The organism is Micromonospora sp. NPDC007230 (assembly GCF_042869115.1).
Classification (GTDB): domain Bacteria; phylum Actinomycetota; class Actinomycetes; order Mycobacteriales; family Micromonosporaceae; genus Micromonospora.
Genome location: NZ_JBIAFE010000018.1, coordinates 105,039 through 122,709, shown reverse-complemented (window position 1 = coordinate 122,709; position 17,671 = coordinate 105,039). Strand labels below are relative to the sequence as shown.

The following is a 17,671-nucleotide window of genomic DNA, read 5'->3' as shown; positions in this document are numbered from 1 at the left end:
GAGGTGCCGGCATGAGCGAGCGTCAGCGAGCGAATCATCGACACGGTGCCGTGGTGCCTCATGGCGGTGCCGAGCGAAGCGAGGTGCCGGCATGAGCGAGCGTCAGCGAGCGAATCATCGACACGGTGCCGTGGTGCCTCATGGCGGTGCCGAGCGAAGCGAGGTGCCGGCATGAGCAAGCGGTTGGTGGTTATCGACGTGGTGGGGCTGACCCCGCGCCTGCTGGCGCACATGCCCCGGCTGCGCGCGGTCGCCGAGTCGGGCTTCTCCGCCGAGCTGGGCACGGTGCTGCCCGCGGTCACCTGCTCGGTGCAGTCCACCTTCCTCACCGGAGAACCACCGGCCGGCCACGGGATCGTCGGCAACGGTTGGTATTTCCGGGATCTCGGCGAGGTGCTGCTCTGGCGGCAGCACAACGCCCTGGTCGGCGGGGAGAAGCTGTGGCAGGCGGCCCGCCGGGTCGAGCCCGGCTACCGGGTCGCCAACGTCTGCTGGTGGTACGCGATGGGCGCCGACGTGGACTGGACGGTGACGCCGCGCCCGATCTACTACGCGGACGGGCGCAAGGAGCCGGACTGCTGGACCGATCCGCCCGAGCTGCACGACGCGCTCACCGACGCGCTCGGCACCTTCCCGCTCTTCACCTACTGGGGGCCCGGGGCGGGGCTGCCGTCGTCGCGGTGGATCTGCCGGGCGGCCGAGCGGATCCTCGCCGACCACGCCCCGGACCTGACCCTGGTCTACGTCCCGCACCTCGACTACGACCTGCAGCGGTTCGGCCCGTCCTCGCCGCAGGCCGCCGCCGCGGCGGCCGAGCTGGACGCGGTGCTCGCCCCGCTGCTGGACGCCGCCCGGGAGCGGGACGCCACCGTGGTGGCGCTCTCCGAGTACGGCATCACCGACGTCTCCCGCCCGGTCGACGTCAACCGCCTGCTGCGGTCCGAGGGGCTGCTGCGGGTCTACACCCAGGACGGCATGGAGTACCTCGACCCGTGGACGTCCCGGGCCTTCGCGGTCGCCGACCACCAGGTCGCGCACGTATACGTGAAGGACCCGGCCGACGTGCCGGCGGTGGCGAAGCTCTGCGCCGGGCTGCCCGGGGTGGCCGAGGTGTTGGACGCCGCCGGGCAGGCCGGCTACGGGCTGGACCACGAGCGCTCCGGCGAGCTGGTGCTGGTGGCCGAGCCGGACGCCTGGTTCACGTACTACTACTGGCTCGACGACGCCCGCGCACCCGATTTCGCCCGCCTCGTGGAGATCCACCGCAAGCCCGGCTACGATCCGGCCGAGCTGTTCTTCGACCCGGCCGCCCCGGGCGCCGCGAAGCGCCGGGCGGCGGTGGCGCTGGCCCGCAAGAAGCTCGGCATGCGCTACCTGATGAGCGTGGTGGGGCTGGACGCCGGGGCGCGGGCGGTCCGCGGCTCGCACGGCCGGCTGCCCGCCGACCCGGCCGACGGGCCGGTGCTGCTCTGCTCCGACCCGACCGCGGCCCGGGACCGGGTCGCCGCGACCGACGTGAAGGCCCTGCTGCTCCAGCTCGCCGGACTGGCCCGGGAGGCACCATGACCGTCACCGTCGCACCGACCGACCCGGCCCTGCTGCGGGACCGCTTCGACGCCGCGCTCGCCGCGTTCCTGAGCGAGCGGCGGCCGGGTCGGTCGGACGACGGTACGGGGGCCGTCCACGCCGTGCTGCGCCGGTTCGTTCTCGCCGGTGGCAAGCGGCTGCGGCCCCTGTTCTGCTACTGGGGCTGGCGCGGCTTCGGCGGCGCGGACGGCGCCCCGATCGTGGTCGCCGCGGCGGCGCTGGAGCTGTTCCACGCCTTCGCGCTGATCCACGACGACATCCTGGACGGCAGCGACCTGCGGCGCGGCCAGCCGTCGGTGCACCGGGTCTTCGCCGAGCTGCACACCCGCTCCGGCTGGCACGGCGACCCCGCGGCGTACGGCCGGGACGCCGCCCTGCTCTGCGGCGACCTCTGCGCCGCCTGGTCGGGCCAGATGTTCCACGACTGCGGGCTCGAACCGGCGCAGGTCCGCCGCGGGCTCGCCGTCTTCGCCCGGATGCGGGCGGAGGTGATCGCGGGGGAGTACCTGGACGTGGTCTCCGCGGTCGGCGACGGCTCGGTGGCCGCCGCCCTCGCCGTGGTCCGGATGAAGACGGCCCGGTACACGGTGACCCGCCCGGTGCAGATCGGCGCCGCGCTGGCCGGCGCCGACCCCGCCATCGTGACGGCGCTGGCGGAGTTCGGCGATCCGCTCGGGGACGCCTTCCAGCTCCGCGACGACCTGCTCGGCGTGTTCGGCGACCCGGCCGTCACCGGCAAGTCGAACCTGGACGACCTGCGGGAGGGTAAGCCGACCGTGCTGCTGGCGCTGGCCCGGGAGGCGGCCGGCCCGACGCAGGCGGCGCGACTGCGGGCGCTGGTCGGAGACCCCGAGCTGGACCACGGGGGCGCGGCCGAGGTGCGGGGGATCATCGAGGCCACCGGCGCGCGGGAGCGGGTCGAGGGCATGATCCGGACCCGCGTCGACCAGGCCCGTGCCGCGCTGGACCGGACACCGCTGGCCGAGCCCGCCCGGTCGGCACTGGTCGAGCTGACCACCCGGGCCGCCCACCGCCGGCACTGAGCCGCCGTCTCCGGTGGTGATCTCCAGTCGGTAGCGGCAAGGTGGGGCGCCCGGTTGGACACCCCGATCAGGTGGGGCCTTCCGCGAGCGGGGCGGCGGAAATAGAGTGGGGGAGGCGACCGCGAGGTGGCCGGTGACCCGACGGGAGGCGCAACCCGTCGGGCCTCAGGTGCGACCGCGCCCACCGGTGTCCGTCGAGGTCGTCAGCACCCGGTCGCCCTCGCCCGGCCCGCAACGGAATCCCCCATCACACAGGGGAGAAGGACAATGGCGCGACCCATCACGCTCTTCACCGGCCAGTGGGCCGATCTTCCGTTCGACGAGGTCTGTCGGCTCGCCGCCGAGTGGGGGTACGACGGCCTCGAGATCGCCTGCTGGGGCGACCACTTCGAGGTCGACAAGGCCCTCGCCGACGAGTCGTACGTGGACCGGAAGCGGGCCACCCTCGCCAAGCACAACCTCCAGGTCTTCGCCATCTCCAACCACCTGGTCGGGCAGGCGGTCTGCGACCACCCCATCGACGAGCGGCACCAGGACATCCTGCCCGCCCGGATCTGGGGCGACGGCGAGCCGGAGGGCGTCCGCCGCCGGGCCGCCGAGGAGATGAAGGACACCGCCCGGGCGGCGGCGAAGCTGGGGGTGCGGACGGTGGTCGGGTTCACCGGCTCGTCCATCTGGCACACGCTGGCGATGTTCCCGCCGGTGCCGCCGGCGATGATCGAACGCGGTTACCAGGACTTCGCCGACCGGTGGAACCCGATCCTCGACGTCTTCGACGAGGTGGGGGTCCGCTTCGCGCACGAGGTGCACCCCAGCGAGATCGCGTACGACTACTGGACCACCAAGCGGACGCTGGAGGCGATCGGCCACCGCCCCGCGTTCGGGCTGAACTGGGACCCGTCCCACTTCGTCTGGCAGGAGCTGGACCCGGTCAACTTCATCTTCGACTTCGCCGACCGGATCTACCACGTCGACTGCAAGGACGCGAAGGTCCGTACCGGCGACGGGCGGCGCGGGCGGCTCTCCTCCCACCTGCCGTGGGCGGACCTGCGGCGTGGCTGGGACTTCGTCTCCACCGGCCACGGGGACGTGCCGTGGGAGGACTGCTTCCGGGCGTTGAACGCGATCGGCTACGACGGCCCGATCTCCATCGAGTGGGAGGACGCCGGCATGGACCGGCTGGTCGGTGCGCCCGAGGCGCTCCAGTTCGTCCGCCGGCACGCCTTCGACACCCCGGCCGCCGCGTTCGACGCCGCCTTCAGCAGCAACCGCGACTGACCGGTTCGGCCGCCACGAACAGGCGGGAGGCGACCGAGGTCGCCTCCCGCCTGTTCAGGTCAGTGCCGGTCTGGTTGGCCGGACGGTTACTGAGTGACCTCGTGCTCGTGGTCGTGCAGGCCACCGCCGCCGCTGTCCCCGGCACCCGGTCCCTCGCCCTGGACCGGCGCGCGCAGGATGCTGGTGTCGAAGGCGTACGTGATCACGGCGTGCGCGATCGCGTCGGACATCTCCTCAAGCGCCTGCTTGTTGATGTTGTTGATCGTGTCGCAGGCCTGGTGGTAGCACGAGTCGTACGGCATGCCCGGGGTGCCACCGAAGACCGCCGCCTCGTCCGCGGTCTTGATTCCTTCGCCGCCGGTGAACAGGCCACCGGACGGGATGTCCACGCCCGCGGCGATGAACGGCCCGTAGTCGCTCCGCCCGGAGAACGGCGTCTCCCGCGATGCCAGCCCCTGCGAGGCGAAGTAGTCGTGGAAGAGCTGCTCGATGGCGCCCGAGCCGGCCGGCCCGGCAGCGGACCCGGTGCCGACCGGGAACGCCGAGTTGTCGCCGTCGTAGACGAAGCGCACGTAGTTGGGCGAGGCGACCATGTCGAAGTTCAGGTAGAGCGCGATCTTCTTACGCTCCGCAGCCGACAGGTTGGCGACGTAGTGCTCCGAGCCGACCAGGCCGGACTCCTCGGCCGCCCAGAGGGCGAAGCGGACCTTGTTCTTCGGCTTCACCTTGTGCATCTGCGTGGCGATCTCCAGCAGCGAGGCGCTGCCCGAGCCGTTGTCGTTGATGCCCGGGCCGGCGGAGACCGAGTCCAGGTGGGCACCGGCCATCACCACGTTGTTCGGGTCACCCGAGTCCGACTCGGCGATGAGGTTCTCCGCGGTGGCCGTACCGCGGAAGGTGCTGGCCTTGACCCGCAGCGTCAGGCCATTGGAGACCTGCGCCACGAGCTGCTGGCCGAGCTCCTGGGTGATGCCGGTCGCCGCGAAGTCGAGCGCGAAGTCCTCGCCCAGCGTCCCGTTCAGACTGCCGGTGGTGTTGTTGTAGATGATCGCGGCGGCCGCCCCGGCGTTGAACGCGTTCCTGGCCTTCAAGCCGAAGCCGCAGGAAAAGGTATCGGTGCTTCCGCCGCGGCTGATGAGGACGATCGTGCCGGCGTTGGCCGGGCCGAAGTCCGCCGACGTGCAGCCGAAAGCGGAGCCGGTCGGCACCGACGCCCGCGCGGTCACGTCGCCGCTGCCCGAGTAGCTCATCAGCACGTTCGGCAGGTCGGCGACCGGCGACGGGGACACCCGCTGCAGCAGGCCGGGACCGTGCGAGATGAACGTCTGGTACTGGAAAGACTGCCGGCTCACCTGGAGGCCGGCCGCGCGGAGCACGCCTTCGGCGTAGTCGACCGAGCGGTCGTAGCCGGCCGAGCCGGCCACCCGCGTACCACCGTTCTCGTCGGCGATCCGCTGCAGGGCCGTGAGGTGTTTGATGATGCCGTCGGCGGTGACCGCCGCCCGCAACTTCCGTGAGTTGTTGTTGTTGGGTTCGGCGTGCGCTGCGGGCGCCGCGCTGGCGACGCCGACCAGCACCGCGGTCGCGGTTGCCAGCACGCGGCGCTGCCAGGCTTTTCGGGAGACCACGTTGTCCTCCTATTGGCCAACAGGCTCACCGGATGCCGGTGAGCCCTGGGAGAGTCCGGTGAGCATAGCCACGGAAGTGATTGTCCGCACGCCCTCGGACGTGAATGTGCCCTTCACCCGGGCCGTCGGGCGGGGCCGCCGAGCCGGCGGTGCTCAGCAGGCCGCGAAGACCTGGTCGCTGATCAGGCGAGCGCCACCGATCAGGGCGGCCCGGTCGTCCAGGTCGGAGAGGACGATCGGCATGCTGCCGGTGGCCAGCGGCGTCGAGCGTCGGTAGACCACGCCGCGGATCTCGGCCAGCAGGACGGGACCGATGCCGGGGGCCGCGCCGCCGATGATCACGATCGCCGGGTTGACGAAGCTGACCAGACTGACCACCACCTGCCCGAGCCGGCGGGCGGCGTCGCGGACCATCGTCTGCGCGACCGGGTCCCCGTCGGTCACGGCCCGGCCCACGTCGGCCATGGTCAGCGTGCCGGCCGCCGCCAGCCGGTCGCCGAGCGCCGTCGAGCGCCCGGCCCGCGCGGCGGTCACCGCCTCTCGCACCAGCGCGGCATCCCCGCAGTACGCCTCCAGGCAGCCGGTCTGGCCGCAGCCGCACAGCGGCCCGTCCTCGGCGAGCGGGAGGTGACCGACGTCACCGGCCCCGCTGGCCGCGCCCCGGTAGAGCGCACCGTCGAGGATCAGCCCGCAGCCCACGGCGTTGCCCAGCTTGACGTAGAGGAAGTCGTCGAACGCCCGGCCGGTGCCGGCGTGCAGCTCACCGAGCGCCATCACGTTGGCGTCGTTGTCGACCTGCACCGGGCAGCCCAGCTCGGCGGCGATGGTGTCGCGGACCGGGAACTGGTGCCAGCCGGGCAGGGCGGGCGCGACGGCCGGCGCGCCGGCCCGGACCGCGACCGGCCCGGGCAGGGCCACGCCGACCCCGGCCAGCCGGGCCAGCCCGGCCTCGGCGCGGAGCTTGCCGAGCACCTCGACCGCGCGGCTCACCGCCGCTTCCGGGCCGACCCGGACGTCCAGCGGCTCGGCGTACCGGGTGAGCAGGGTCAGCTCGCCGTCGGTGAGCGCCACCTCGAGCCGCCCGTCACCGACGACCACCGCGCCGAACCGGACCTGCCCGGCCATCCGGAGCAGCGACGACCGCCGCCCGCCCCGGGACGCGGCCGGCCCCGCGGTCTCCACCAGGCCCTGCGCGGTCAGCCGGTCCACCTCTGCGGCGAACCGGGCCCGGGGCAGGCCCAGGGCGTCCGCCAGCTCCACCCGGGAGCGCGGGCCGTCGCGCAGCAGCCGCAGCAGCCTTGTCTGGTCCGCGCTCTCCGGTTCCACCATCGTCATCGCGATCACCCCCCGCTCCGAATGTGCCATACGTGCGTCACAGCGGCGTGACGCGAGGGGGCCGCCCCCGGTTTCCCGGGAGCGGCCCCCCTTGCGGTCGGAAAGGTCGGGTCAGCCCCGCAGGCTCGACATGTGCTGGTAGCTGATCTCCGCGTAGCGCAGCGACCGGCCCGGGTCGGCGCTGCCACCGGGCGCGGTGTCCTGCTCCCACATCGGGTTGTGGTAGCCCTTGGCGCCCATGTTGGCGAAGAAGCCACCGTAGTCGATGTCGCCCTGGCCGAGCGGCACCATGTCGTACCCGTTGGTGGTGCCCGTGTTGATCTTACCGTCCTTGGCGTGGAACAGCGGGAACCGGTTGGTCCGGACGGCCACGGTGGCCAGCGGGTCGAAGACGTTGGTCTGCGTCACGCCGTCCGGGTCGGTGTAGCTGCGGTACCGGTACTGGGCCACGTGCGCCCAGTAGATGTCCATCTCGAACCAGACCCACTCCGGGTTGGTGAGCCCGAAGAAGTACTCCAGCTTGCGGACGCCGGAGGACCGGGTCGGGCGGCCCAGCGCGTCCAGCGGCCCGCTGTCCAGCAGGAAGTTGTACGCCGCGTCGTGGTTGTGGGTGTAGAGCTTCAGCCCACGCGCGGCGGCCATCTCGCCGAAGGTGTTCCACCGGTCGGCGGCGGCGTCCCAGTCGGCCTTGTAGTTGCTGCCGGTCGGGTCGCTGCCGGTGCCGATGTGGGTCATGCCGAGGATCTCGGCGGTGTCCAGCGTCTGCTCGAACTGGGCGATCGTGGCCGGGGTGACGGTGCCCGGGATCGAGGCGTGCGAGCCGTTGGCGCGCAGCCCGTTGTCGTCGAGGATCTTGCGGATCTCGGTCGGGGTGATCTGCCGGCCGAGGATCGAGGTGTGCTGGGTGTACCCGGCGAACTCGACCTCCTTGTAGCCGATCTCGGCGAGCCGGCCGAGCACCCGCTCGAACCCGAACGGCACTCCGCTGCCGTCGTCGGCGGCGCCGATCCGGTCACGGACGCTGTAGAGGATGATGCCGCGCTTGCCCGGCGGGACGAGTACGCCGTTGCTCGCCGCGGTGGCCGAGGGGGCCCAGCCGGCGGCGCCGACGGCGACCGCCCCGGCCGCCCCGGCTTTGGTGCCGATAATCGGTCGGGGGCTAACCGGGTGTGTGCTGTGTTAAATAGGGGGCTGCATTACACTGGTGTGGGGGGGTTTGGGGGGGGGGGGGGGGGCGGGGGGGGGCCGCCCGGTGGACGGCCCCACCCGGGCGTCACGGCGTGACGCCGATGCCCTGGCCGGTGAACTCGACCCAGTTGAGGTTGCCGAAGCCGCTGGTCGGACCGCCGGAGACGGTGGTGAAGACCAAGTAGAGCTTGTGCGTCCCGCCCGGGTCGGTGATCGGCACGGTGGTGCTGGTGAAGGCGTTGTTGCCGCTGGTCGCGTTGACGGTGGCGGTGGTCAGCAGCGGGCCGGTGGGGGAGTCCAGGCGGAACTGGACGCCGAACCGGGGCTGCCCGGCCGTGGCGGCACTGCCGCCGGAGGTACGCAGCGTGATCGACTGCATGTTCTTCAGGTTGACGGTGTTGTTGATCGCGATCCAGTCACCCGGGTCGAGGCCGCCGCGCTGCTGCCCGCCGCCGGTGTCGGCGGTGGTGGCGACCGTGGTGCCGGACTCCTCGGTGGCGAACTCGACCTCCTGCCGCTTGGCCTGGATGATCTGCTGGTCCACCGTGGTCAGCGCCGGCTGGCCGTTGGCGCCCTTGTCGGTGTACGACGCGCTGACCACGCCGTAGATGTAGCCGCCGTGCGAGGCGTCGTCCGCCTCCGTGGGCAGCACGCCCGAGCAGCCGAACTGGTTGGCCTCACCGTGCCCGTGGGTGTCGTGGCCGAGCACGAAGGTCACCTCGACCTTGCTGCAGTCGATCGGCCCGTCCTCCGGGTCGGTGACGGTGACCGTCCACGGGATGTCGTCGCCCCAGCTGAAGAAGCCGCCCTCGATCGGGGTGTTGACCGTGACGGTCGGCGCGGTGTTGCCGACGGTGATCGTGGTGTTCGCCGACGCCGTCTTGCCGCTGGAGTCGGTCACCGTCAGGCGGGCGGTGTAGACCCCGTTGGTGGTGTAGGTGAACGACGGGTTCGGGTCGATCGAGTCGGTGGTGCCGTTGCCGTCGAAGTCCCAGGCGAACCGGATCGAGTCGCCCGGATCCGGGTCCTTCGAGCCCTCGCTGGAGAACGAGACCGTCAGCGGCGCGCGGCCGTTGGTCGGGGTCGCGTTCAGCACGGCGGTGGGCGCCCGGAGGCCCTTGACGTAGCTGAACTTCAGCATGGCCGCGTCCGGGTTGATGTTGAAGAACCCGTCGCCGTAGGTCAGCAGGTAGAAGTTGCCGTCCGCGCCCCAGCGCATGTCCATCGGGTTGTCGCAGAGGAACGGCTTGGCCGGGGTGGTGGGCGCCTGCCCGCAGTTCAACACATTGTTGATCTTCAGGATCTCACCCTGGTCGTCCAGCCGGATCTCCTTGAGGGTGTCCCGGGTGAACTCGCCGAAGAAGATGGCGCCGTCGTAGTACTCGGGGAACTTCGTCTCCGACCTCAGCTCCGGGTCGTAGTCGTACTTCGCCGCACCGTGCGGGCCGACACCACCGGTGCCCAGCTCCGGGAAGAGCACCGGGCAGGTCTGCGTCGGAGTCGACAGGTAGGACTCCGGGCAGGGGGTCGGCGCCTGGAACGAGTACCACAGCTCAGACTTCTCGACCTTCGGCAGGTCGGTCAGGCCGGTGTTGTGCCGGGAGGTGTTCTTCGGCGCCGCGCAGTCGAACGGCGCGACCGGCGAGATGGGGCTGGTGGTCCAGTTCATCTCGATGTACGGCAGGTTCGGCTGCACGCACATCGGCCAGCCGTAGTTCGCCGGCTTGTCGACCACCATCATTCGGCCGGTGCCCGCCGGCCCGCGCCCGACCTGGGCAGTGGAGGAGTCGGGGGAGTAGTCGGTGATGTAGGCGACGTCGTTCTTGTCGAGGGTGATCCGGAACGGGTTCCGGAAGCCCATCGCGTAGATCTCCGGCCGGGTCTTCGCCGTGCCGGCCGGGAACAGGTTGCCCGCCGGCGCGGTGTACGAGCCGTCCGCGCCCACCGTGATCCGCAGGATCTTGCCGCGCAGGTCGTTGGTGTTGGCCGAGCTGCGCCGGGCGTCCACGAAGGGCGCCTGGTAGACGCCGGTGGCGCTGACCGAGTCGTTGTGCGGCGAGAAGCCACCGGAACCGCCGCCACCCGCCGGGGTGTCGTCCCCGGTGACCAGCCAGAGGTTGTTCTTCGAGTCGAACGCGATGTCACCGGCCACGTGGCAGCAGGCGCCCCGGTCGACCGGCACCTGCATGATCTTCTGCTCGGTGCTCAGGTCGAGCGACGGGGTCTCCCCGTCGACGAACTTGTAGCGGGAGAGCTGGAAGTAGCCCTGCCACACGTCCCAGGCGTGCGGGTCGGTGCTGGTGGTCGGCGCGGCCCCGGTGGGGGTGTTCAACGGGGGCGCGTAGTACAGGTAGACCCACTTGTTGTTGGCGAAGTCGTTGTCGATCGCCGGGCCGTACATCCCGTCCTCGCTGTGGGTGTAGACCGGGATCTGAGCCAGGACGGTGGTCTCGTTGGTCTCCGGGTTGTGCAGGCGTACGCCGCCGCGCCGGTCGGTCTGCAGCACCCGGCCGTCGGGAAGGACGTCGAAGCCGATCGGCTCGTTGACGTTGGGCTGCGCCCCGACCACCGTCATCTGGTAGTTGGCCAGCACGGTCGCGCCGCAGTCGCCGTCGGTCACGCCGGCCGCCCACTGGATCGCCCCGCCCAGGTGGGCCCGCAGGTCCACGGTGCTGTAGCTCTCCGGCGTGGCGCCGAGTCCGGTGTAGAACGACCGGCCGCCCTGGTAGTCCTTGCACCAGGTGACCGGGTGGTCGAAGCCCATCGTGCCGCCGGTGTACGTCTTCTCGTCCACCGTGGCCAGCACGTGCGAGACGCCCCGGACGTTGGCCGCGAAGTTGTACCACCGGTCGGTGGTGCTCCACCGCTGCGGCAGCGTCTTCGAGGCCGGGTGGACCCGGTCGGCGACGGTGACGGTCGCCTTGCTGGCGGCCGACGGCGCGCCGGTGGCGCGGGTGCCCAGCACGTTGGTCAGGAAGGACCAGTCCGGGTTGGCTTCGATGGCGGAGTGCACGCCGACGAAGCCGCCGCCGTCGCGGTAGTACTGCTCGAAGGCCGCCTGCTGGGTGTCGTTGAGCACGTCGCCGGCGGTGTTCAGGAACACCACGGCACGGAACTGCTTGAGGTGCGGCTCGTCGAACTTGCGGGCGTCGTTGGTGACCTCGACGGTGAAGCGCCGTTCCTGCCCGAGTTGCTGGATGGCCTGCACGCCGGCGGCGGTGGCGGCATTGTTGCCGCTGGCCGACCTGGTGAAGACGAGCACCTTGTACTGCATGCCGTTGCTGTTGGGTGCCGGGGCATTGAGCACCGGCGCGGCCTGGGCCGGGGTCGGAGCCTGCTCGGCCGTCGCGACGAGCGTCGCGCCGACGAGGGCGAGCAGGCTGAGGTGGGTGGCGGCCCTGCGGCCGAAGGGTCTGCGCATCGAACCTCGCTCTGGTCGGGCGGGTCCGCCTCAGCGCGGGACGAGAGCTGAGGAGGTCGCTGATGTGGTGACGAGAGCCTGGCCAGGTTCTACGCGAGACGATATTTGCGGACGCGACCAAAGAGAAGAGGTCGGAGCCAAAAGTTTTCTATGAATCGCTTCGACTTTTGTTCAGGATCAGCAAAAGTAGGAAGGTTGGGTCCCGTCCGGACAGACGAGAACGGGCCGGTCGCCTGATGGCGACCGGCCCGCTGTCCTGATGGCGTCAGGAGTTGCTGCCAGACGGCTTGGTGCTGCCGCTGCTCGTCGACGCGTTCGGCCCGCTGCCCGATCCCGTGCCGGCCGAACCGGACTTGGCGCCGACGGAGGCCGGCGTCCCGGCGAACGGCTTGTCGGCCGAGGTGAGCCCCGGCTTGCCGCCGTTGCCGCTGGTCAGCTTCTCGCCGAGCTTCGTCTGCCCCAGCCTGTCCTTACCCTCGGCATAGAGCCGGTTCGCCTGGGCCTGCGCCACACCCGCCGCCTCCTGGACGGTCGGGTGGTCGAGCACCTTGCGACCCCGGACCACGAGCTCGTCGTACTTCTCCCGACCGGCACGGGCGCCCAGGACGAATCCCGCAGCCAGCCCGCCAAGAAACATGATCTTTCCGCGCATGGCGGCTCCTTCCGTACCTGACGCGCCGCCGTCCCCGACCGGGCGATTGCCGACCGGGAACGACCATCTCGCGCCTGCGTCCTCTGTCGGCGGCTAACTACCCATCCTGCTCTCCGCTCATGCCTCCGCGTGCCCAGATGGCGATTTGTCCGTATTGATGATTGATCGTGTCGCCCGGAAATGCCGCCGCGGATGGCGGTAACCCCCTGGCGCACCACCCCCGGATGTCCTGTACTCTTGTCCCCGTCGCCCGGCGCGGAGAGATCCGAACCGGGTGATCTGCGGTCCCCCGTAGCTCAATTGGCAGAGCAGCCGGCTGTTAACCGGCAGGTTTTTGGTTCGAGTCCAAACGGGGGAGCTTCGCTCCACAGACGCCCGTCGACCACAGGTCGGCGGGCGCTTCTCGTTTCCCCGCCCCGGCGCCGCGGGCGGTTTCTGCCCGAACGGTGCGCTCTGGCCGGCAGGATGGAGGTCGACTGGGACTCCTGCTGCGTCGGTTCGTGCGTCGGTTCAAAGGTGGGTGGAGATGGCCGGAGGACCGCACCGCTGGACGGCGACGCTGATCGCGGCGGCGGTCGTACTGGGTTGGCTCGTCATCGGGGCGATCGCCGGACCGTACTCGGGGAAGCTCGGCGATGTCGCCACCAACGACAACGCGGCCTTCCTGCCGGCCAACGCCGAGGCGACCCGGGCGCAGGACCTGTCCGCCGGCTTCGTGACCAGGCAGACCACTCCCGCCCTGGTCGTCTACCAGCGCGCCGCCGGCATCACCCCGGCCGACCAGCAGCGCGTCCGGGCGGACGTGGACCGCTTCGCCCAGGTGCCGGGGGTGGTCGCCCCGCTGCCGCCGCCGATCGTCAGCCAGGACGGCCAGGCGGTGCAGGTGATCGTCCCGATCGCCAGCGCCGAGGGCGAGCGGATCCGGCAGGTCGTCGACCAGTTGCGCGGCATCGCGGGCGCGGACCGGGACGGGCTCTCCGTGGACGTGGCCGGGCCGGCGGGCCTGCTGGCCGACCTGATCGAGGTCTTCACCGCCATCGACGGGCCGCTGCTGCTGGTCACCCTGGTGGTCGTGCTGGTGATCCTGCTGATCGTCTACCGCAGCCCGGTGCTCTGGATCTGCCCGCTGCTCGCCGCCGGCATGTCGTACGCGCTGGCCTCGCTCTTCGTCTATCACCTCGCGCGCAGTGACGTCATCAAGCTGAACGGGCAGGCGCAGGGCATCCTCACCGTGCTGGTCTTCGGCGCCGGCACCGACTACGCGCTGCTGCTCATCGCCCGCTACCGGGAGGAGCTGCACCGGCACGAGCGCCCGTGGCACGCGATGCGGACCGCCTGGAAGGGCGCCGGCCCGGCCATCATCGCCTCCGGCGCCACCGTCATCCTCAGCCTGCTCTGCCTCCTGCTGTCCAGCCTCAACTCCAACCGCGCGCTCGGCCCGGTCGCCGCCGTCGGCATCGCCGCCACCCTGCTGGTGATGCTGACCTTCCTCCCCGCCCTGCTGCTGCTCGGCGGACGCTGGGCGTTCTGGCCGCGGCGGCCCCGCCACGACCATGCCGACGCGCGTACCGAGCACCGCGTCTGGGGCCGGATCGCCGGCTTCGTCGCCCGGCGGGCCCGGCCCGTCTGGCTGGTCACCGCGGTGGTCCTGGCCGCCCTCGCCGGTGGCGTGACCCAGCTCGACGCCAACACCCTGGGCCAGTCCAGTCTGTTCACCCACCGCACCGACTCGGTGGCCGGGCAGGAGGTGATCGACCGGCACTTCCCGGCCGGCACCGGCAGCCCGGCCACCATCTTCACCACCGAGGCCACCGCCCGGCAGGTGGCCCAGGTGGCCCAGGGCGTACCCGGCGTGTCCGCGGTGCGCCCGGTCACCGGCCAGGGGCCGGGCGGGCCACCCGAACCGAACGCGCTGCCCAAAGTGGTCGACGGGCGGGTGCAGCTGGAGGCCACCCTCGCCGACCCGCCGGACAGCCACGCCGCCGAGCGGACCGTCCGCGACCTGCGCGAGGCGGTGCACAAGGTGCCCGGCGCCTGCGCCGTGGTGGGCGGCTTCACCGCTGTCAACGTCGACACCGCCGACGCCGCCGTCCGGGACCGCAACGTCATCATCCCGGTGGTGCTGCTGGTCATCGCGGTGATCCTGGCCCTGCTGCTGCGCGCCCTGCTCGCCCCGCTCCTGCTGATCGCCACCGTGGTGCTGTCGTTCCTGGCCACGCTCGGCCTCTGCGCACTGATCTTCAAGTACGGCCTGAACTTCCCCGGCGTCGACCAGTCGTTCCCGCTCTTCGCGTTCGTGTTCCTGGTCGCCCTCGGCATCGACTACAACATCTTCCTGATGAGCCGGGTCCGCGAGGAGTCGGTCCGCCGGGGCACCCGGGCCGGGGTGCTGGCCGGCCTCGCCGTCACCGGCGGCGTGATCACCTCCGCCGGCATCGTGCTCGCCGCCACGTTCTCCGCGCTCGCCGTGCTACCGCTGGTGGTGCTCGTCGAACTGGGCGTGGCGGTCGCCATCGGGGTGCTGCTCGACACCATCGTCGTCCGGTCCCTGCTGGTGCCCGCGCTCGCGTACGACATCGGGCCGAAGGTCTGGTGGCCGAGCCGGCTGTCGCGGGCCAACCGGGACGGGGATCGGGCCGGGGCGGAGGTGACACATGCCCGCTGAGACCGACGTGGTCATCGTCGGTGGTGGCCTGGCCGGCCTCGCCGCGGCCCGGCGGCTGCACCGCGCCGGCGTGCCGTGGCGGCTGCTGGAGGCCGGCGACCGGCTCGGCGGCCGGATCGCCACCGACGAGGTCGACGGCTACCTGCTGGACCGCGGCTTCCAGGTGCTCAACACCGCGTACCCGCGGCTCGGCGGCCTGCTCGACCTGGCCGCCCTGAACCTCGGCTGGTTCAGCGCAGGCGTGCTGGTCCGCCGCGGCGACCGACTGGACCGGCTGGCCAATCCGCTACGCGAGCCCGCCGGCCTCGCCGGCACGCTGACCGCCGGGGTCGGGTCGCTGTCGGACCGGTTGCGCTTCGCCGGGCTCGTCACCGGCTGTGCCACCCTGCCGGTAGGCCGGCTGCTCACCGCGCCGGAGACCACCACCGAGGCGGCGCTGCGCCGGGCCGGCCTCTCCGACGCGATCATCGAGGAACTGCTCCGGCCGTTCCTCTCCGGCGTCCTCCTCGACCGGGAACTGGCGACCTCCAGCCACGTGCTCGCCGTGATCCTGCGCTCGTTCGCCCGGGGGCGGATCGGCCTGCCCGCCCGGGGGATGGCGGCGCTGCCCCAGGCCGTCGCGGCCCCGCTGCCCGCCGAGCTGATCGACCTGAACAATCCGGTCAGCGCGGTCGCGCCGGGCCGGGTCCGCACCCAGGCCGGCGACCTCGCCTGCCGCGCCGTCGTGGTCGCCGTGGACCCGCCGGCGGCGGCCACCCTGCTGCCCAGGCTCAGCCGGGTACGCATGCACGGCTACACGACCTACTACCACAGCACCGACACCCCGCCCCTGGCCGAGCCGATCCTGCTGCTCGACGGGGAACGGCGGGAACTGGTCGCCAACACCGTCGTGGTCAGCCGCGCCGCGCCCACGTACGCGCCGGCCGGGAAGCACCTGGTGGCCACCTCGGTGGTCGGGCCGCAGGCCCCGCCCGAAGCGGTCATCCGGCGGGAGTTGGACCGGCTCTACGGGCGGTCCACCGCCGACTGGACCCACCTGACCACGGTCACCGTCCCGGACGCGCTGCCCGCCGCGCCACCGCCGCAGGGCCGGCTGCGCAAACCGGTCGCGCTCGGCGACGGGCTCTACGTCGCCGGCGACCACCGGGACAGCCCGTCCATCCAGGGGGCGCTCGCCAGCGGCTGGCGGGCCGCCGGGGCGGTGCTCGCGGAGCTGCGCAGCGAGGGCTGAGCCAGTGGACCATGCGGGCACCCGCCGATCCGCTGCGCGCTGTTATCCTCGCGTTGCCCACCGTGCCGGTCGGATCTTGAGCCCGGCCGTTCGGGTGGTGGCCGGTGATCCGTTGAGCGGGTTACGATCCGGCGCGGTAGCGGGGCGGTAGCTCAGCGGGTTAGAGCAGGGGACTCATAATCCCTCGGTCGCGGGTTCGAGTCCCGCCCGCCCCACCACGCAAAATCCCTGCTCAGGCATGGTGCCGACGACCCGGACGAACGGCGTCAAGATCGGAACCAACGCCCTCAGTCCGCACTGAGTCCGCGGCCCACTCTCCTGCCGCGAGCAGGCGTGTCGGGCATCCCGAGGCGATGATCTTCGTCCTTCCAAAATGAGCGTCTATGGCGGGGTTCGGGTGGCTAACGCGCGCTGTAGGACCACATCCAAGCCAGAGCCTTCGCCGCCTCCGCATCAAGCTCAGGGTGGCGACCGGCCATCGCTATACCAACACGATCTGCGGCCTGCGCTAGCCCCTCGGGACCGACATCCCAGACCGGGAACTGATCGAACATCTCCTGAACCACGCCTTCGGCGTACCGAAGGAGAAGCTCAGGGGATGCTCCGGGCATGCGTCCGGGTTGGTGCGAGGCCAGGGATTTCGGCCCCAGCTCGTGTAGAGCCGGACAGCCTCGCTCTTCGCCGAATCAACCATGGCGGTGGTGGTGCAGATCGGTTGCCACATGTTGGATCGTGTCACGTGCCTGTGGATATACAGCCATCCGTACCGGCCTTGGCATGGTCTTGGAATCTACGGATCAGAAGGTGGCTGTACAGCCCTCTTCTCCGGTGCGGATGATCGTGGCAAGGTTTCCTCTGTGCAGGGTGGCGGGGAAGGTGCGATGGTTGGGCCGCGGCCCGGTTGGTATCCGGATCCCTCCGGGCGGCAGCCGGTGCGCTGGTTCGACGGCGACCGGTGGACAGCGCACGTGATCGACGGCCGGCAGCAGCCACAACTGGACCCGCTGCCCGATGGCGCCGCCCCGCCGCCCGTTCCGCCCGGCCCGCCGCCGGGGGTGTCCGGGGCGCCGGCTCCCGCGCCGGGACAGCCGTCCGCGAAGCTTCCGGTCGGGTCGCTGGTCGTACGGTTTCTGGTCCTCGGCATCGTGGCGGTGCTCCTGGTGCTCGGCTTCCTGGCGCTGCCGTACGCCGGGGTGGACAGCCCGCCCCGGGACTTCAGCTACGCGCCGGTGCGCTATCTGGAGCTGGGTGCCTGGCTCAACGTGTACGACACGAAGATGAGCGCCTGGGGACGGGCCTACTCGCAGGGGCTCGGTCCGCTGATCGCGCTGGTGGTGTGGGCCGCGGTCGCCGGCACGGTGCTGCTGGTGGCGCTGGTGCCCCGCTACCGGACCCGCGAGCCGTGGTGGACGGTGGTGGTCTTCGTGCTGGCGGTCGCGGCGGTGTTCGGGGCGATGGTCGCCTCGCCCAGCAACGACACCATTTTGCTGAAGTCGGCGGCGGGTTACCTGACGGTGCTGGCGGCGCACGCGCTGCTGATGTTTACCTGCCCGCTCAAGAACCGGCGGCGGCGACCTCGCTGATCACGGCATCCGTAGCCAGGTCGGGTCGTTCGGGGCGGCGCCGGTGGGTCCGGCGCCGCC

At 71.6% G+C, this 17,671-nt stretch carries 11 protein-coding genes and 2 tRNA genes; 8 read left to right on the top strand and 5 right to left on the bottom strand.

Features of this window, described 5'->3' with window-relative positions:
- Positions 1–171: 171 nt before the first annotated feature.
- From ACFYML_RS24150 to ACFYML_RS24140, 3 genes are all read left to right on the top strand, one after another.
- Entirely contained in the window at positions 172–1,566 is a 1,395-nt protein-coding gene (locus tag ACFYML_RS24150; protein ID WP_387422802.1) for an alkaline phosphatase family protein, read from the top strand.
- Positions 1,563–2,630 (top strand): polyprenyl synthetase family protein, encoded by a 1,068-nt coding sequence (locus tag ACFYML_RS24145; protein ID WP_387422801.1) that lies wholly within the window; start codon positions 1,563–1,565, stop codon positions 2,628–2,630. Before ACFYML_RS24150 ends, ACFYML_RS24145 begins: the two co-directional genes overlap by 4 nt.
- A 267-nt stretch (positions 2,631–2,897) precedes the next feature.
- Positions 2,898–3,908, top strand: a complete 1,011-nt coding sequence (locus ACFYML_RS24140; protein WP_387422800.1) for a sugar phosphate isomerase/epimerase family protein — start codon at positions 2,898–2,900, stop codon at positions 3,906–3,908.
- 86 nt (positions 3,909–3,994) lie between these two features.
- Here the strand turns inward: ACFYML_RS24140 and ACFYML_RS24135 are convergent, their stop codons facing one another.
- The 5 genes from ACFYML_RS24135 to ACFYML_RS24115 form a co-directional block, all read right to left on the bottom strand.
- Complete coding sequence (locus tag ACFYML_RS24135; RefSeq protein WP_387422799.1) at positions 3,995–5,536, bottom strand: M28 family metallopeptidase; 1,542 nt, start codon at positions 5,534–5,536, stop codon at positions 3,995–3,997.
- A 153-nt stretch (positions 5,537–5,689) separates the two neighbouring features.
- Entirely contained in the window at positions 5,690–6,871 is a 1,182-nt protein-coding gene (locus tag ACFYML_RS24130; protein ID WP_387422798.1) for an ROK family protein, read from the bottom strand.
- A gap of 111 nt (positions 6,872–6,982) precedes the next feature.
- Positions 6,983–7,852 (bottom strand): sugar phosphate isomerase/epimerase family protein, encoded by an 870-nt coding sequence (locus tag ACFYML_RS24125; RefSeq protein WP_387422797.1) that lies wholly within the window; start codon positions 7,850–7,852, stop codon positions 6,983–6,985.
- 292 nt (positions 7,853–8,144) lie between these two features.
- Positions 8,145–11,480, bottom strand: a complete 3,336-nt coding sequence (locus ACFYML_RS24120) for a ThuA domain-containing protein (RefSeq protein ID WP_387422796.1) — start codon at positions 11,478–11,480, stop codon at positions 8,145–8,147.
- Between the two features lie 265 nt (positions 11,481–11,745).
- Positions 11,746–12,132, bottom strand: coding sequence for a hypothetical protein (locus tag ACFYML_RS24115; protein WP_387422795.1), 387 nt, complete (start codon positions 12,130–12,132; stop codon positions 11,746–11,748).
- Positions 12,133–12,417: 285 nt separating this feature from the next.
- On the opposite strand from ACFYML_RS24115, the gene ACFYML_RS24110 reads away from it, so the two are divergent.
- The 5 genes from ACFYML_RS24110 to ACFYML_RS24090 all read left to right on the top strand — a co-directional run bounded on the left by ACFYML_RS24110 (position 12,418) and on the right by ACFYML_RS24090 (position 17,611).
- Positions 12,418–12,490: transfer RNA gene (locus ACFYML_RS24110), tRNA-Asn, on the top strand.
- Positions 12,491–12,658: 168 nt separating this feature from the next.
- Complete coding sequence (locus tag ACFYML_RS24105; protein ID WP_387422794.1) at positions 12,659–14,797, top strand: MMPL family transporter; 2,139 nt, start codon at positions 12,659–12,661, stop codon at positions 14,795–14,797.
- Positions 14,787–16,028 (top strand): NAD(P)/FAD-dependent oxidoreductase, encoded by a 1,242-nt coding sequence (locus tag ACFYML_RS24100; protein WP_387422793.1) that lies wholly within the window; start codon positions 14,787–14,789, stop codon positions 16,026–16,028. The genes ACFYML_RS24105 and ACFYML_RS24100 overlap by 11 nt, the downstream gene beginning before the upstream one ends.
- 141 nt (positions 16,029–16,169) lie before the next feature.
- A tRNA-Ile gene (locus tag ACFYML_RS24095) sits at positions 16,170–16,246 on the top strand.
- Between the two features lie 663 nt (positions 16,247–16,909).
- Complete coding sequence (locus tag ACFYML_RS24090) at positions 16,910–17,611, top strand: DUF2510 domain-containing protein (RefSeq protein ID WP_387422791.1); 702 nt, start codon at positions 16,910–16,912, stop codon at positions 17,609–17,611.
- Positions 17,612–17,671: the final 60 nt, after the last annotated feature.

Excerpts from the sequence above, each read along its gene's own strand:
- ACFYML_RS24140 (WP_387422800.1), top strand. The coding sequence starts at position 2,898 with ATGGCGCGACCCATCACGCTCTTCACCGGCCAGTGGGCCGATCTTCCG.
- ACFYML_RS24105 (WP_387422794.1), top strand. The coding sequence starts at position 12,659 with ATGGCCGGAGGACCGCACCGCTGGACGGCGACGCTGATCGCGGCGGCG.
- ACFYML_RS24120 (WP_387422796.1), bottom strand. The coding sequence starts at position 11,480 with ATGCGCAGACCCTTCGGCCGCAGGGCCGCCACCCACCTCAGCCTGCTC.
- ACFYML_RS24100 (WP_387422793.1), top strand. The coding sequence starts at position 14,787 with ATGCCCGCTGAGACCGACGTGGTCATCGTCGGTGGTGGCCTGGCCGGC.
- ACFYML_RS24145 (WP_387422801.1), top strand. The coding sequence starts at position 1,563 with ATGACCGTCACCGTCGCACCGACCGACCCGGCCCTGCTGCGGGACCGC.
- ACFYML_RS24150 (WP_387422802.1), top strand. The coding sequence starts at position 172 with ATGAGCAAGCGGTTGGTGGTTATCGACGTGGTGGGGCTGACCCCGCGC.
- ACFYML_RS24130 (WP_387422798.1), bottom strand. The coding sequence starts at position 6,871 with ATGACGATGGTGGAACCGGAGAGCGCGGACCAGACAAGGCTGCTGCGG.
- ACFYML_RS24090 (WP_387422791.1), top strand. The coding sequence starts at position 16,910 with ATGGTTGGGCCGCGGCCCGGTTGGTATCCGGATCCCTCCGGGCGGCAG.
- ACFYML_RS24115 (WP_387422795.1), bottom strand. The coding sequence starts at position 12,132 with ATGCGCGGAAAGATCATGTTTCTTGGCGGGCTGGCTGCGGGATTCGTC.